At 66.5% G+C, this 14,322-nt stretch carries 15 protein-coding genes; 8 read left to right on the top strand and 7 right to left on the bottom strand.

Annotated features, from left to right (window positions below; genetic code table 11):
- Window positions 1-118: 118 nt before the first annotated feature.
- Complete coding sequence (locus DXK94_RS10950; RefSeq protein WP_079595872.1) at window positions 119-505, bottom strand: DUF1844 domain-containing protein; 387 nt, start codon at window positions 503-505, stop codon at window positions 119-121.
- A 390-nt stretch (window positions 506-895) separates the two neighbouring features.
- Between DXK94_RS10950 and infC the strand changes: the two genes are divergently transcribed.
- The 4 genes from infC to DXK94_RS10930 all read left to right on the top strand — a co-directional run bounded on the left by infC (window position 896) and on the right by DXK94_RS10930 (window position 3,702).
- Window positions 896-1,909, top strand: coding sequence for a translation initiation factor IF-3 (gene infC / locus DXK94_RS10945; protein ID WP_395928962.1), 1,014 nt, complete (start codon window positions 896-898; stop codon window positions 1,907-1,909).
- A gap of 118 nt (window positions 1,910-2,027) precedes the next feature.
- The gene (gene rpmI / locus DXK94_RS10940; RefSeq protein WP_009358635.1) at window positions 2,028-2,222 is read left to right on the top strand and encodes a 50S ribosomal protein L35; all 195 of its coding nucleotides are present in this window, start codon (window positions 2,028-2,030) and stop codon (window positions 2,220-2,222) included.
- Window positions 2,223-2,340: 118 nt separating this feature from the next.
- Complete coding sequence (gene rplT / locus DXK94_RS10935) at window positions 2,341-2,727, top strand: 50S ribosomal protein L20 (protein ID WP_050055645.1); 387 nt, start codon at window positions 2,341-2,343, stop codon at window positions 2,725-2,727.
- Between the two features lie 63 nt (window positions 2,728-2,790).
- Window positions 2,791-3,702, top strand: a complete 912-nt coding sequence (locus tag DXK94_RS10930; RefSeq protein ID WP_115525011.1) for an RNA methyltransferase — start codon at window positions 2,791-2,793, stop codon at window positions 3,700-3,702.
- Window positions 3,703-3,789: 87 nt separating this feature from the next.
- Here DXK94_RS10930 and DXK94_RS10925 read toward each other — a convergent pair whose 3' ends face one another.
- The gene (locus DXK94_RS10925) at window positions 3,790-4,065 is read right to left on the bottom strand and encodes a GlsB/YeaQ/YmgE family stress response membrane protein (protein WP_009358633.1); all 276 of its coding nucleotides are present in this window, start codon (window positions 4,063-4,065) and stop codon (window positions 3,790-3,792) included.
- A 203-nt stretch (window positions 4,066-4,268) separates the two neighbouring features.
- Entirely contained in the window at window positions 4,269-5,477 is a 1,209-nt protein-coding gene (locus DXK94_RS10920) for an MFS transporter (RefSeq protein WP_115525010.1), read from the bottom strand.
- Window positions 5,478-5,639: 162 nt separating this feature from the next.
- Here DXK94_RS10920 and DXK94_RS10915 point away from each other — a divergent pair, with 162 nt between their 5' ends.
- Complete coding sequence (locus DXK94_RS10915) at window positions 5,640-6,101, top strand: (deoxy)nucleoside triphosphate pyrophosphohydrolase (RefSeq protein WP_115525009.1); 462 nt, start codon at window positions 5,640-5,642, stop codon at window positions 6,099-6,101.
- Here DXK94_RS10915 and DXK94_RS10910 read toward each other — a convergent pair.
- The 3 genes from DXK94_RS10910 to DXK94_RS10900 are packed head-to-tail and all read right to left on the bottom strand — an operon-like array spanning window position 6,098 to window position 8,433.
- Window positions 6,098-7,216 carry an Rv2578c family radical SAM protein gene (locus DXK94_RS10910; RefSeq protein ID WP_115525008.1) on the bottom strand — a complete coding sequence of 373 codons (1,119 nt, stop codon included), beginning with the start codon at window positions 7,214-7,216 and terminating at the stop codon, window positions 6,098-6,100. The genes DXK94_RS10915 and DXK94_RS10910 overlap by 4 nt on opposite strands.
- A 60-nt stretch (window positions 7,217-7,276) precedes the next feature.
- Complete coding sequence (locus DXK94_RS10905; RefSeq protein ID WP_115525041.1) at window positions 7,277-7,957, bottom strand: SIMPL domain-containing protein; 681 nt, start codon at window positions 7,955-7,957, stop codon at window positions 7,277-7,279.
- A gap of 11 nt (window positions 7,958-7,968) precedes the next feature.
- The gene (locus DXK94_RS10900; RefSeq protein WP_181884807.1) at window positions 7,969-8,433 is read right to left on the bottom strand and encodes a hypothetical protein; all 465 of its coding nucleotides are present in this window, start codon (window positions 8,431-8,433) and stop codon (window positions 7,969-7,971) included.
- Between the two features lie 199 nt (window positions 8,434-8,632).
- Between DXK94_RS10900 and pheS the strand changes: the two genes are divergently transcribed.
- Genes pheS through DXK94_RS10885 form a run of 3 tightly spaced genes read left to right on the top strand, consistent with a single transcriptional unit; the run spans window position 8,633 to window position 12,947 of the window.
- Window positions 8,633-9,694: a phenylalanine--tRNA ligase subunit alpha gene (pheS, locus tag DXK94_RS10895; RefSeq protein WP_115525007.1), complete on the top strand. Its 1,062-nt coding sequence runs from the start codon at window positions 8,633-8,635 to the stop codon at window positions 9,692-9,694.
- A 2-nt stretch (window positions 9,695-9,696) separates the two neighbouring features.
- The gene (pheT, locus tag DXK94_RS10890; RefSeq protein ID WP_115525006.1) at window positions 9,697-12,240 is read left to right on the top strand and encodes a phenylalanine--tRNA ligase subunit beta; all 2,544 of its coding nucleotides are present in this window, start codon (window positions 9,697-9,699) and stop codon (window positions 12,238-12,240) included.
- 38 nt (window positions 12,241-12,278) lie between these two features.
- The gene (locus tag DXK94_RS10885; RefSeq protein ID WP_115525005.1) at window positions 12,279-12,947 is read left to right on the top strand and encodes a 4'-phosphopantetheinyl transferase superfamily protein; all 669 of its coding nucleotides are present in this window, start codon (window positions 12,279-12,281) and stop codon (window positions 12,945-12,947) included.
- Window positions 12,948-12,953: 6 nt separating this feature from the next.
- Here the strand turns inward: DXK94_RS10885 and DXK94_RS10880 are convergent, their stop codons facing one another.
- On the bottom strand, window positions 12,954-14,315 hold the full coding sequence (locus tag DXK94_RS10880; RefSeq protein WP_115525004.1) for a M1 family metallopeptidase: 1,362 nt from the start codon (window positions 14,313-14,315) through the stop codon (window positions 12,954-12,956).
- Between the last annotated feature and the right edge of the window lie 7 nt (window positions 14,316-14,322).

Below are 14,322 nucleotides of genomic sequence, written 5' to 3'. Positions count from 1 at the left end.
AAGTGGGGCAGGAGGCCTGTACCAACGACGACGGCGGGCCGACCCCTCGAGGTCGGCCCGCCGTCGTCGTGGCTGCTTTGGCCCTAAGGCGTCAGGCAGCCGGTGTCATTGCGTGATATCAGTTGACGGCGCCGGTGTACTTCTCGCCCGGGCCCTTCCCGGGGGCATCCGGGATCAGGGATTCTTCGCGGAAGGCAAGCTGGAGCGAACGCAGTCCGTCGCGCAAGGGTCCTGCATGCTGGGAGCCGATCTCGGGCGCAGCTGCGGTCACCAGGCCTGCCAGCGCAGTGATCAGTTTCCGGGCCTCGTCCAGGTCCTTCAGTTCCTCGGCGTTGTCCTCCGCGGCAAGCCCGAGCTTGACGGCTGCGGCGCTCATCAGGTGGACGGCGGCGGTGGTGATGACCTCGATGGCCGGTACCTCGGAAATGTCGCGGATCTGCTGGGAGACGTCGCCGCTGGCGTCGGCGGACTCGAAAACGTATGAATTACTGTCTGGGGTGCTCATACTGGTAAGCTTGACACAGACCAACTGGATGTCGTTATTTCAGAGATTCGGTTCCCACCGGCGCTTCGCTGCGTTGACGGGAATTTTTTCTGTAGAATGGCATGCAGTTTGCAAGCGGAGTTCTCTCCCACCCGCGTCAGCCGCTGTTCCGAGTGTTCTCCTTGAACATCTCCGGGACGCAAGGTTGCCGGGTACCTGGTTGGGCAAGGCGCCGGCGTTCGCCGGGGACCTTGCATGCTGTCCTTTCGCGGGACCGGCATCACCAACCGTTCAGAGGCCTTCGATTGCTCCGGCAGTTGGGGGCCTTCTCTATTTGCCGGATTCCACAACAAAAACAGGAGCTTTAACATTAGCGAGCCAAGAATCAATGAGCGTATCCGCGTCCCCGAGGTGCGGCTGGTCGGCCCTGCAGGTGAACAGGTAGGCATCGTCCGTATTGAGGATGCCCTGCGTCTGGCTGCCGAGTCCGACCTTGATCTCGTTGAAGTTGCACCTCAGGCGAAGCCTCCGGTGTGCAAGCTGATGGACTTCGGCAAGTACAAGTACGAGGCCGCGGTCAAGGCACGTGAAGCCCGGAAGAACCAGACGAACACCGTTCTGAAGGAAATCCGCTTCCGCCTGAAGATCGACACCCACGACTACGAGACCAAGCGCGGACACGCACTGCGCTTCCTCGGCGCCGGGGACAAGGTCAAGGCCATGATCCAGTTCCGCGGCCGTGAGCAGCAGCGTCCGGAAATGGGCATCCGCCTGCTCCAGCGCTTCGCCGACGACGTCGCCGAAGTTGGTGTGGTGGAGTCCAGCCCCCGCATCGACGGCCGCAACATGGTCATGGTGGTGGGCCCGCTCAAGAACAAGGCTGAGGCCAAGGCCGAGGCACGCCGCGCAACGCAGCGTGCCGAAGCGAAGGCGCAGAACGAAGCCAAGGCGTCCGGACGCATCGATGTTTCCGGTGACGACCAGGCCCCCCTGACGCAGTCCCTGGCGGACCTGCTGCCTGAGGGTTTCACCGTCTCCACGGAACCCGAAGCACCGGCCGAGGCCCCCGAGCAGACGCCGGCACCCGCCGTCGAGCCTGCCGCAGCCGAAGCCCCCGCGAAGGCCGCCGAAGCTCCCAAGCAGGAAGCTCCCAAGCAGGAGGCCCCTCAGCAGGAAGCCCCCAAGCAGGAAGCCCCCAAGGCTGCCGCACCCGCTCCCAAGGCTGCCGCACCGGCTCCCAAGGCTGCCGCGCCGGCCCCCAAGCCTGCGGCGGAAAAGCCCGAAGCTGCCCCGGCAGCTGCGGCGCCCAAGCCTGCAGCAGTACCTGCTCCGCCGAAGCCGGTGGCCAGGCCCGCCGCGCCGAAGCCCGCCGCCCGTCCTGCCCCCAAGGCAGTGCCGAAGCCGGCCGGTAAGAAGACCACTTAGTTCACAGCTGCCGGAGGTTCCGCCTTCCGGCAGTCAGCAACCAGCATGCCGCCCGCAGGGGCGGCTGCGCGATGAAGCTGCAGGCATAGCCTGCGGATACGTAAGGAGATCGGTTCCCATGCCGAAGATGAAGACCCACAGCGGTGCTAAGAAGCGCTTCAAGCTGACCGGCAGCGGCAAGCTGCGCCGCCAGCAGGCCAACCGCCGCCACTACCTGGAGCACAAGTCCTCCCGGCTGACCCGTCGCCTCGCCGGTGACAAGATCGTCTTCAAGGGCGACGCCAAGGTCATCCGGAAGATGCTCGGCATCTAATTTCCAAGTTCTTTGACTGACAGCCACCTGGTTGTCAGTCACCTGCCAAACAGCCTTCTCAGGCCGCCGGGAAACCGGCAGTAGATGCTTGGGATCAGATTTTCGAAGGAGTACGCACGTGGCACGTGTGAAGAGGGCGGTCAACGCCCACAAGAAGCGCCGGGTTATCCTTGAACGCGCAAAGGGCTACCGTGGACAGCGTTCACGCCTGTACCGCAAGGCCAAAGAGCAGCTGCTGCACTCGTTTGTGTACAGCTACGGCGACCGCAAGAAGAAGAAGGGCGACTTCCGCCGCCTGTGGATCCAGCGCATCAACGCGGCTTCCCGCGCCAACGGCCTGACCTACAACCGCCTCATCCAGGGCCTGAAGGCCGCTGAGGTTGAGGTCGACCGCCGCATGCTGGCCGAGCTGGCTGTCTCCGACGCCAACGCCTTCGCCGCACTGGTCCAGGTCGCCAAGGACTCCCTGCCGGCCGACACCTCCGCCAAGAAGGTTGTTGCCTAGCAACGCTGCTCCCCGTGAGGGGACAGTTCAGGAACGGGTGGCAGCAGCCACTAAAGTTCTTATATGAACGAAACCGGGCGCCCGCAAGATTTTCCACTCTCCAACCCCCGAGCTGATCGGGTCCGGGACGTGGCAAAACTTGCAGGGCGCCCGGCCCGTTTAAAGCGTGGACAATTCCTCGCGGAGGGGCCCCAGGCCGTGCGGGAGGCCTTGAAGCTTCACCACGAGCGCCTCGCCGCGGGAGCCCCCGGTATCGTCACGGAAGTTTTCGCCAGCGAGGCCTGCCTTGACCGGTTTCCGGAGTTCGAGGAACTTGCAGAAGGAACCAACGCCCGGCTGGCCACGGACGAGGTCCTCGCGGCTATGGCGGACACCGTTAACCCCCAGGGCATCATCGCCGTGTGCGGCTTCGTCGATGTGGCGCTGGAGGAAGTGCTCGACGCCGGGCCCCGCCTGATCGCAGTGCTCTGCCAGGTGCGCGACCCAGGAAACGCCGGCACCGTCCTGCGCGCCGCGGACTCCGCAGGGGCTGACGCCGTGGTCCTGACTTCTTCCAGCGTGGACATTTACAACCCCAAGGCCGTGCGGTCGACAGCGGGGTCCCTGTTCCACCTGCCCGTGGTGCTGGGCGCGGACCCTGCTGAACTCGTGGCCGCCTGCAAGGCCCGGGGGATCGGAGTCCTGGCTGCGGACGGCTATGGCCCGCTGAACCTGGACGCGCTGCAGGACGAAAACGCCCGCCGCCGCCTGACCGGAGCCGGGCCGGAGTCCATCTATGACCTGGCGGCGCCCACCGCATGGCTGTTCGGCAACGAGGCGCAGGGGCTCTCGGCTGCCGAGCTTGAGCTGGCGGACCATCGGGTCGCCGTCCCGGTGTATGGAGCCGCGGAAAGCCTCAATCTCGGCACAGCGGCCACCGTTTGCCTTTACGCGAGTGCGCGTTCCCAGCACTTGCCTGCTGACGCCACCGCCTGAGCTTCCCGCCGGGCGTGCGGTGGCATGAATAAAGGCCCCGGATTGTCCGGGGCCTTGGTGCCATGAAATTTCAAATAGCGGAAAGCATCAGGGTGCGCGGGTGGCTTTTCCGCGTCCGGTGATGGCTCCGTAGATGCCGGCAACGACCAGGCCGCCGACGATAGCGAGAATCCAGGTGCCGAGGTCAAAGAAGGCAAGATCGCCCCTGTTGAACAGGAGGCTGCCGATCCAGCCGCCAACGATGGCGCCCACCACACCCAAAACAAGGCTGGTGACCCAACCGCCGCCGACCCGCCCGGGCATGACCGCTTTAACGATGGCCCCTACAATGAGGCCGAGAATAATCCACGCAAGAAAACCCATGTCTCCTCCTTATGGTTACCGGGATTTAATAGTCCCGATGAGCCTCAAGCTAACATAACGGCACCTTAATGTCAGCAGGCATAGGGCCTGCCGCTGTCGCAGGCGGGAGCCACGGGGGCAATCGGTTCGTGCTGACGGCGGGCGGCAAAAAAGCGCAACGGACCGCAGGGGGGCCTCCGTTTGGTAACGGCGTGGACGCTGAATTACGCGGCCAGCGGCTTCCTGCGTTCCAGGACTCCGCTGACGATGGCGACGCCGAAGCCGAGGATGGCAAGGACGGCACCTACCAGCGCCGGGGCAACGTAGCCCCAGCCCAGCGCGATGACGAGCCCGCCGAGGAAGGCACCCAGGGCGTTCGCCACGTTCAGCGCCGCGTGGTTCAGGGACGACGCCAGCGAAGGGGCATCCGGTGAGGCGTCCAGCAGCCTGGTCTGCAGCGCAGGAATCAGCATGGAGCCGGACGCACCCACCACAAACACCATCACGAAGGCTGACCACGGCCACTGGACTGCCACGGCGTAGACCACCAGCGCCACCGCAATGGCCGGGAGCACCTTGTACAGGGTTCCCATGACCGACTTGTCGGCGATCCGTCCGCCAACGATGTTTCCGGCCACCATGCCCAGGCCGTAAAGGGCCACCACGATGGGAATCAGCGACGACGGGATCCCTGCCACCAGCGTCATGGTGTGGGCGATGTAGGTGTAGGTGGCGAAGAAACCGCCGAAGCCCACAACGCCGATCAGGATGGCCAGCCACACCTGCAGCCGCTTCAGCGCGCCCAGTTCCCTGACGATGCTCGCGTCCGGATGGGCTGGCTGGAAGGGGACGAACCGCCACACCAATGCCATAGTCAGCAGGCCGATGAAGCCCACCAGGACAAAGAGCAGCCGCCAGCCGTAGGTCTGGCCCAGCCAGGTGGCGAACGGCACACCAATAACGTTGGAGATGCTGAGGCCCGCCATCACCATGGAGATGGCCCAGCCGCGCTTGGAGGGCGGAACCAGGGAGGCGGCGATGACGGCCGCCACGCCGAAGAAGGCCCCGTGCGGCAGGCCGGCGGCAAACCTAGAAACCAGCATGGTCCCGTAGTCGGGGGCGATGAACGACGCCAGGTTGGCCACGGTGAAAAACACCATCAGGCCGAGCGCAAGGTGCTTGCGGGGGAGCCTGGCACCCACCGCGGCAAGCAGGGGCGCTCCAACCACCACTCCCAGGGCGTAGGCGGATATAAGGTGTCCCGCCTCCGGCGTACTGATCCCCAAACCCTGCTCCACCTCTTTCAGCAGGCCCATCATGGTGAACTCGGTGACACCGATGCCCACGCCGCCCATGGCAAGGGCAATAATGGCCATCGCCAGGTTGCGGGAGGTGGTGGGGGCTGCCGTGGACGTTTGGAGGGCGCTGCTCATATGCCTGCTTTTCGAGGAGAAATTCTGCTGGAAGGAGTGTTGCCACGGCGATGGGGCGGAGGGACCTGGACCCCTGTTCGGAAACCCCTGACCGGTGAGGAGTATTCCCGGTGCCTGGCTGAGGTGCCCGGCTGCTCCCATTGTCCCCCATAGAATGATGCGGTGACTGGACTGATACAGGTGGTGGGCGGAGCCGTGGTGGACCGCTTGGCGGAACCGGCCATGTTGCTGGTGGCCCGGCGCAGCGCACCGGAGAAGCTCGCTGGCCTTTGGGAGTTTCCGGGCGGCAAGGTGGAGCCGGGCGAGGACCCGGAAGCTGCCCTGACACGGGAGCTGTCCGAGGAACTGGGCGTCGCTGTCCGGCTGGGTTCCGAACTTCCGGGGGAGGACGCGTTGGGATGGCCGCTGAATGACCGCGCTGCAATGCGGGTCTGGTTCGCGGAAGTCACGCATGGGGAGCCCGCGCCCCTGGAAGACCACGATGAACTGCGCTGGGTGCCGCTGGCGGATCCGGACACGGTCCTGGCCTTGCCCTGGATTCCTGCGGACTTCCCGATTGTCCGGGCGCTGCTGGCAATCCTGGCCGTTCCTGCCGGCAAGACATCCGGCTGGAACGGCAGCTAGAACAAAGCCTCCTGGTTTGCCTGCCCTGCCTGTCCCCGGGCTTGGCCTGACCCTTGGGGAAGGCTGCCGGCCGGAGCTTCCGGAATGATGCCTGCGGGGTATTCAGCTTCCTCAACGCGTGGATCGTCCAGGTCCCGGTGGCTGAATCCCGACGAATGGGAGAAGCCGTGCCGTGCCTTGAAATAACGGACTTTCCCGGCAAGCCAGGTGCGGTACTCCTTGGACGCGTAGGAGCCCGATTCGTACAGGCGACGGTAGCGGCCTGCCAGCTCGGGATGGTTGGCCGCAATCCACTTCATGAACCATTCCCTGGTGCCGGGCTTCAAGTACAACGCACCTGCGGTGACCCCCGTAGCCCCGGCGGCAGCCAGGGAAGCGAAGAGCGCATCCAGCGCTTCGTCGCTGTCCGAGAGCCACGGGAGGATGGGCATGGCCATCACACCGCAGGGAAGGCCGGCCTCGCGAAGCCGGGAAACCAGCTTCAGCCGTGCCCGGGGACCCGGCGTGCCCGGTTCAATAGCCTCGGACAGGGCTTCATTGGTCATGGCCAGCGAGATTCCCAGGCCCACTGGAACCTGGGTGGCAGCGCTTTTCAGTAGCGGGATGTCCCGCGCCAGCAGTGTTCCCTTGGTCAGGATGGACAGGGGTGTACCGGAATCCGCAAGGGCGGAGATGATCCCCGGCATGAGCCGGTACCGGCCCTCCGCACGCTGGTATGGATCCGTGTTGGTGCCGAGTGCCACCTGATGGCGGCCCCAGGATGGTTTGGCAAGTTCCTTGCGGAGTACTTCTGCGGCATTGACCTTGACCACCACCTGGCTGTCGAAGTCCAGGCCGGCGTCGAAGTCCAGGTAGGTGTGGCTCTTGCGTGCGAAGCAGTAGACGCAGGCGTGGCTGCAGCCGCGGTACGGGTTGACCGTCCACTCGAACGGCATGCGGGACCGCGCCGGTACTTTATTGAGCACCGATTTCGCGGTGACCTCATGGAAAGTGATGCCGGCAAACTCGGGAGTGGTCACCGATCGGACCAGCCCGGCGAGCGGGAGGAGCGCCGGAGCGGGTCCGCTGGTTTCCTCCGCAGGTGCCGGCACCAATGCTTGTGCGTCCCATCTCATGCCACCTATTCGAAAACATGTTCGAATAAAAGTCAAGGCCATACCTGACTTGGCGGATCGTCAGGCGTGCAGTTCCCAGACCACAGTCACCGCTGTTTCCACCCGGCTTTCCCCGGGTTCAATAGCCAGGCTTTCCACGGCGCTGGCCCGCTGGATCCCGGCCAGCGGCACCGGGCCCTGTGCCGGATTGTGTTCAGTTACGGAAACCACAGGTCCCAACGTGGCCGAAGCCAAGGCAGCGAACTGCGCGGCAGCCCGGAGCGCATCCTGCCAGGCGGCCGCGCGTGCCTGTTCCCTGACCGCTGAGTCGTCGGAAAGGGTCAACTGCAGGCCGTTGAGCCGGGCGTCGTTGCCGCCTGCGCGGACGGCTTCCGATATGGTGCCGGACGCGGACGCCAGATCCCGAAGCCGGATGCTTAAAGTGCTGCCGGCAACGTAACCCGCAACCTGCTGGCCTTCGCCCTCGCGCCAGACGAGATCGGCGCGCACCGTAAGCCCGGTTGTCCGGGTGTCCGCGGAGGCAACGCCGGCACTGCGGAAGACGGCGATAACCGCAGCCAGTGCTTCCCCCGCGCCGGAATAAGAGGCCTCAACTGAAGCGGCACGGCACTCCACGCCGATGGAAACGAGCATCAGGTCCGGGGCGGCTTCCGCCCACCCGGTGCCCGTCACCGTGACAGTGCCGGCGCCCCCTTGCCGCTCCAGGTTTTCCCCGTCCCCGCTCTCTTGGTTCCCGTTCATCCGGCCCATGGTCATGACCAACCCCGGGACGCGAGGGATTCCCCGGAGGGGTAGCCTCCCGCAGCCAGTCCGGCGTGCCGCTCAAAGATATTGGCCGTCCCGGGATTCCCGGTCCGCAGGACGGACCACCCGGCGGCGGCGAGATACAGCGGGATGAACGGAACCCCCAGGCACCAGGCGTACTGGGTGCAGTGCCTTTCCTCATGGCCCAGCAGGGCGGGCAGTGACAGCAGATCGTGCGCGGGGCCCCTGCAGAGGACCACGTTTCCCAGCGTGAACGCCCGTGCAAAGGGCAGCCGCCACCGATAGCCCGCGGCGAGGATGAGGCCGCGCGGACCACTGCTGAGGCGGGTGCGGGCGGCAACTGCTACGGCCACACCCAGCACCGTACTGCCGTTGATGAGGTTCGCAGCTTGCCTCAACCGCTGGGCAGCGGTCAGGGGTGGCAGGGATCCCGGGCGCTGCCGCAGTGTCATGAGGCCATGGTAGCCGGAGGGTTCAATTAGACTGGAGGGCAGTGGCCGCCGGTTTTGCCGGTGTGCCCTGACCTGGTCATTGAATGAACTGAATTTGAGGGCATTCATCCATGACCTGCCAGTGACGGACGCGCCGCCGGGAGACCGCGCAGGGCTGCTCCGCTCGCCGGCAGCCACGACTCGTAGCTAAGAACAGTAGATGACTGAAACTTTGCCGGGCGCCGCCATTCCGAACCCCACGGATGAAGCCGCCATCAACGCCGCTGTAGACCAGGCCATCACCGCCATTGCCGGTGCGGCCACCCTTGACGAGCTGAAGGCGGTGAGGCTGGCGCACACGGGGGAGAAGTCCCCGCTGAGCCTCGCCAACCGTGAAATCGGCAAGCTGCCCAAAGACCAGAAGGCGCTCGCCGGAAAACTCATGGGTGCATCCCGCGGGCGGGTCAACAAAGCGCTCGCCGACCGTACCGAAGTCCTCGAGGCCGAGAACGACGCACGCATCCTCCTGGAGGAGACCGTGGACGTCACGGCGGCTCCGCGCCGCCGTCGTGCCGGTGCCCGGCACCCGCTCTCCACACTCCAGGACCGCGTGGCGGACATCTTCGTGGGCATGGGCTGGGAAATCGCCGAAGGCCCCGAGGTGGAATCGGAATGGTTCAACTTCGACGCCCTGAACTTCAAGCCGGACCACCCGGCCCGCGAGATGCAGGACACCTTCTTCGTGGAGCCCCCGGAGGCCCACCTGCTGATGCGCACGCACACCTCACCGGTGCAGGTCCGCTCCATGCTGGAACGCGAGCTGCCCATCTATGTGCTGTGCCCCGGCAAGGTGTTCCGCACGGACGAGCTGGACGCCACCCACACCCCGGTGTTCCACCAGTTCGAGGGCCTGGCCATCGACAGGAACCTGAGCATGGCGGACCTGCGCGGCACCCTGGAGCACTTCGCCCGGCAGATGTTCGGCGATGAAGCCTCCATCCGGCTGCGCCCCAACTACTTTCCGTTCACCGAGCCGTCCGCCGAGCTGGACATCTGGCACCCGGGTGCGAAGGGCGGTCCGCGCTGGATCGAGTGGGGCGGCTGCGGCATGGTCAACCCCAACGTCCTCCGGGCTGCCGGCATCGACCCGGACGTCTATTCAGGTTTTGCCTTCGGCATGGGCATCGAACGCACCCTCATGTTCCGCAACGAGGTGGGCGACATGCGCGACATGATCGAAGGCGATGTACGTTTCAGCGAGCACTTCGGGATGGAGATCTAACAGTGCGTATCCCACTTTCCTGGCTGCGTGAATTCGCAGAGGTACCGGCCGGAGCAACGGCCGAAGACGTGATGGCCGAGCTGGTCAAGGTCGGTTTCGAAGAAGAGGACGTGCACCGTCCCACGGACACCCTGCAGGGGCCCATCGTGGTGGGCCAGGTCCTGAGCCTGGTCAAGGAACCGCAGACCAACGGCAAAACCATCAACTGGTGCCAGGTCCGGGTTGTCCCCGAGGGCAAGGAACAGACCCTCACCGGAGACGGCATTGACCCGTCCGGTGTGCAGGGCATCATCTGCGGCGCCCACAACTTCGTGGAAGGCGACAAAGTTGTGGTCACCCTTCCCGGCGCCGTGCTGCCCGGGAACTTCCACATCTCCGCCCGCAAGACGTACGGCCACCTGTCCGCCGGCATGATCGCTTCGGTGCGCGAGCTGGGCATCGGCGAGGACCACGACGGCATCCTGGTCCTGTCCCGCATCGGACTGGACCCGGAGATCGGCACCGATGCCATGGAGCTCCTGGGCCTCTACGACCAGGCTGCCGAAATCAACGTCACCCCGGACCGCGGCTACGCCTTCTCCATCCGTGGTGTGGCCCGCGAGTACGCGCACGCCACCGGAACAACGTTCACGGACCCGGCCGGCAAGGTCCAGGCCCCGGCTGAACTTTCAGGCGGCTACGGCGTCAAGATCAACGATGACGCACCCATCTACGGCAAGCCAGGCTGCGACCGCTTTGTGGCACGCACGGTCCGCGGCGTGGACGCCACCCGGCCCACCCCGCTATGGATGGTTTCCCGGCTGCGGCTGGCCGGCGTCCGTTCCATCTCCCTGCCGGTGGACATCTCCAACTACGTCATGTTCGAGCTCGGCCAGCCCACGCACTGCTACGACCTGGACAAGCTGTCCGGAGACATCGTGGTCCGCCGTGCCGCAGCCGGCGAGAAAATCACCACCCTGGACAGCAAGGAACGCACCCTTGGCGCCGAGGACCTGCTCATCACGGACGACTCCGGCGCCATCGGCATCGCCGGCGTCATGGGCGGGGCCGCCACCGAGGTGAGCGACTCGACGTCGAACATCCTCGTGGAGGCCGCGCACTTCGACGAGGTGTCCATCGCCCGGTCGCGGCGCCGGCACAAGCTGCCCTCCGAAGCCTCGAAGCGGTTCGAACGCGGGGTGGACTGGCAGGTTGCCGGGATCGCCGCGCAGCGTGTGGTGGACCTCCTGGTGGAACTGGGCGGCGGCACCGCCGACGAAACCGGCACTGACGTCGGAACCGCTCCGGACACCGTGACCATCGAACTGCCCGCTGCCTTCGCTGCCGCCAGGATCGGCATCGACTTCACGGAAGAACAGATTGTCACGTCCCTCGAGGACCTGGGCGCCGCAGTGGTGAAGCACGACGGCGGCTATACCGTTACGGCCCCGAGCTGGCGGAACGACCTCGAGACCAAGGAAGACCTTTCCGAGGAAATTGCGCGGCTGGTGGGCTACGACAATATACCCGCCACCCTGCCGGTGGCCCCTCCCGGCCGGGGCCTGACGCGCGTGCAGCAGCAGCGCCGCCGCCTGATCCAGGCACTGGCGGACGCAGGCCTCACCGAGGTGCTGTCCTACCCGTTCGTTTCCAAGGCGGCCAATGACACCTTCGGTGTGGCTGAGGAGGGTGCTGCCCGCAGCGCGGTCAAGCTGGCCAATCCCATCAGCGAGGAGCAGGGCTTCCTGCGGACCTCCATCCTGCCCGGACTGATCGAGGTGGCCAAGCGCAACCATTCGCGGGGCTTCCGCGACCTGGCGCTGTTCGAATCCGGGCTGGTGTTCCTGCCCGGCGAGAACCTGGGAACCGCCTCCATCCCGCCGCTTGGTGCCAAGCCCGCCGATGAGGTGCTGGACGCGCTGTACGACGGCGTTCCGGCGCAGCCCTTCCACCTCGCCGCCGTCCTGACCGGCCATGATTCACCGGCCGCCGCTGCCCACACGCCTCGCGCGTGGGACTGGGCCGACGCGCTGGACATCGCGCGCCTTGCCGGCGACGTCCTGGGTGTTGAGCTCGTGGTCACGCAGGGCAGCCACCAGGCATTCCATCCGGGCCGTGCGGCGCAGTTGTCGCTGCGCACGGGCGAAGCGGTGGGGTACGCAGGTGAGCTCCACCCCAAGCTGCTGGCTTCGGCCGACATGCCTGCCCGCTCGGTGGCACTCGAGATCAACGCCGACGCCCTGTTCGAGGCCGCGCCGGACGTGATTGTGGCCCGCCACATCTCGGCATTCCCGGTAGCCACCCAGGACGTTGCCCTTGTGGTTCCGGCGGATGTGCCGGCGGACGAGGTCCTGGCCGCGCTGCGCGAAGGCGCCGGTGAACTGCTGGAGGATGTTGCACTCTTCGACGTGTACGCAGGCAAGGGCATTGAGGACGGCAGGAAGTCGCTGGCCTTCGGGCTGCGGTTCCGCGCTGCAGACCGGACACTGACGGCCGACGAAGCCTCCGCCGCCCGGGAAAGTGCCGTAGCGCTGGCCGGCGAACGATTCGGGGCAGTCCAGCGATAACAGCCGTTCCGATGGGCAGCTCGTGAAAGGGCGGGTGCATGGTGTCGCAGCTTGTGGTGCGGGCCATCCCGCCCTTTCTGCTGCCCAGGGAAGCCGGGCAGGTCCGCCGTGACGCTGAAACTGCGCTTGATGCCTCCGAGCTGGCAAGGGCACGGGCCATGGAGCCGGCAGCCGGGAACGGCTTCCTGGCGGGGCGGCTCGCCCAGCGGCTGTTCGCGGCCGAACTGCTGGCCGTGCCCGGCACGCAGCTGGCGGCCTCCTACACGTGCCCCCGCTGCGGCGCCGGACCCTATGTCAGCCACGGCCGCCCGGGTTACCTGCTGGGCGGCGTGCCGGCACCGCTGGCCCTCAGCCTGTCCCGGGCGGCGGGCTGGACACTGCTCGCCGCTGTGGTTGACCCTGAACCCGGACTCCGGCTGGGAGCGGACGTGGAGGATCCGGCCCGCACCGGCTTCGACGGGTTCCCGGCACTGGCACTCAGCGCCGCCGAGCAGCACAGCCTGCGTGCCCTCGACGGCCGCGACCTGCTTGCGGCGAGGGCGAGGCTGTGGGCGCGCAAGGAAGCCTGGCTGAAAATGACGGGGGACGGGCTGCGCACTGCACCATCGTCGGTGGACGTCCTGGCGCGCCCGGAGATAAGGGACCTGGACCCGGCCGGGACCGGGCTGCCCGCCCGCCTGGCGGCCGCCGTCGCGCTTTCCCTCTAGGCGGCGTCAGCGCACCGGCAGGGGCGGCAGGACCTCTTCATACAGCCACGGGTGCAGCAAAGCCTCCGTGTCCAGCGCGGTGGCCCGGTCCACTGCGAGGATGAAGTCATGGGTGGACACGGACCCGTGGCGGTGCCGGGCGGTCCACTCCTGGAGCAGGGCGAAGAATGCGAGGTCGCCGCATGCGAGCCGTACGGCGTGCACGGCCAGCGCTCCCCGTTTGTAGACGCGGTCATCAAACATGTGCTGCGGTCCCGGATCACCCACCAGGAGGTCCTGGGCGTCCGCCGCCAATCGGCGCCACGCAGCTTCGGCCCGGGCGGCGACGGGCATAACCCCGGCCTCCTCCGACCAGATCCATTCCGCATAGCAGGCAAAGCCCTCGTGCAGCCAAATGTCCTGCCATGAGGCCGCCGTCAGGGAGTTGCCGAACCACTGGTGCGACAGTTCATGGGCGATCAGCCGCTGCGATTCCCAGTCCTGGTCCAGGTGGTTGGGGCCCAGGATGGACATGCCCTGGGCTTCGAGCGGGATTTCCAGCTCATCCTCCGTCACCACCACGGTGTAACCGGGGAACGGGTACGGTCCGAAGCAGTCGATGAAGGTCCGCATCATGGCCGGCTGCAGTGCCAGCCCGGCCCGTGCACGGTCGGCCAAAGCGGCGGGTACGGCAACGGGCTGGGGCACCGGGGCAGCGTGCCTGCCCGTCTCCAGTTCCAGGACGCCATAGCGGCCGATCTGCACCGTCGCCAGGTAGGTGGGCATCGGCTCGGACTGCTCATAAACCCACGTCTCCCGGCTGGAGCGGGTGGTGCGCGACTGCAGGACACCGTTGCATACGGCGCGGTACCCGGCGTCGGTGGTCACGGTGAGCCGGTAGCTGGCCTTGTCCCTGGGGTGATCGTTGCACGGAAACCAGGAGGGCGCCCCGTTCGGCTGCCCGGCCACCAGGACGCCGTCGGACAGCTCCTCCCAGCCCACCTCGCCCCACAGGCCCCTGCGCGGTGACGGATTGCCCTCGTAACGGATCTCAAGCGTGAACTGTTGCCCCGGCTGCAGCGGGGAAGGCGCGGACACCACCAGTTGTTCCGGCCGCTGGCTGAACCTGGCCGCCTTCCGGCCGTCCAGCTGCACCTTCGTGGCCCGCAGGCCGGTGAAGTCCAGGACGATGGCCGACGTCGGCACCCGGGTCACGCCGTGCAGCACAGCCCTGCCGCTGAGCCGGTTGGTGCTGACCCTGTAGTCAAGCTCCAGTTCGTAGCGGTCCACGGTGAAGGCATCGGTGCCGGAGCCGGGCAGGTAAGGGTCGGGGGCAGCGTCCCTGGACACGGGGACGTGGCCGCCGGCGGCTGATACTGGAGAACTCATGGATAAC

Source organism: Arthrobacter sp. RT-1 (assembly GCF_003367205.1).
In the GTDB taxonomy this organism is placed as follows: Bacteria; Actinomycetota; Actinomycetes; order Actinomycetales; family Micrococcaceae; genus Arthrobacter.
Note: the sequence above shows the minus strand (reverse complement) of the source record. Positions and strands in the feature narration are given on the sequence as shown.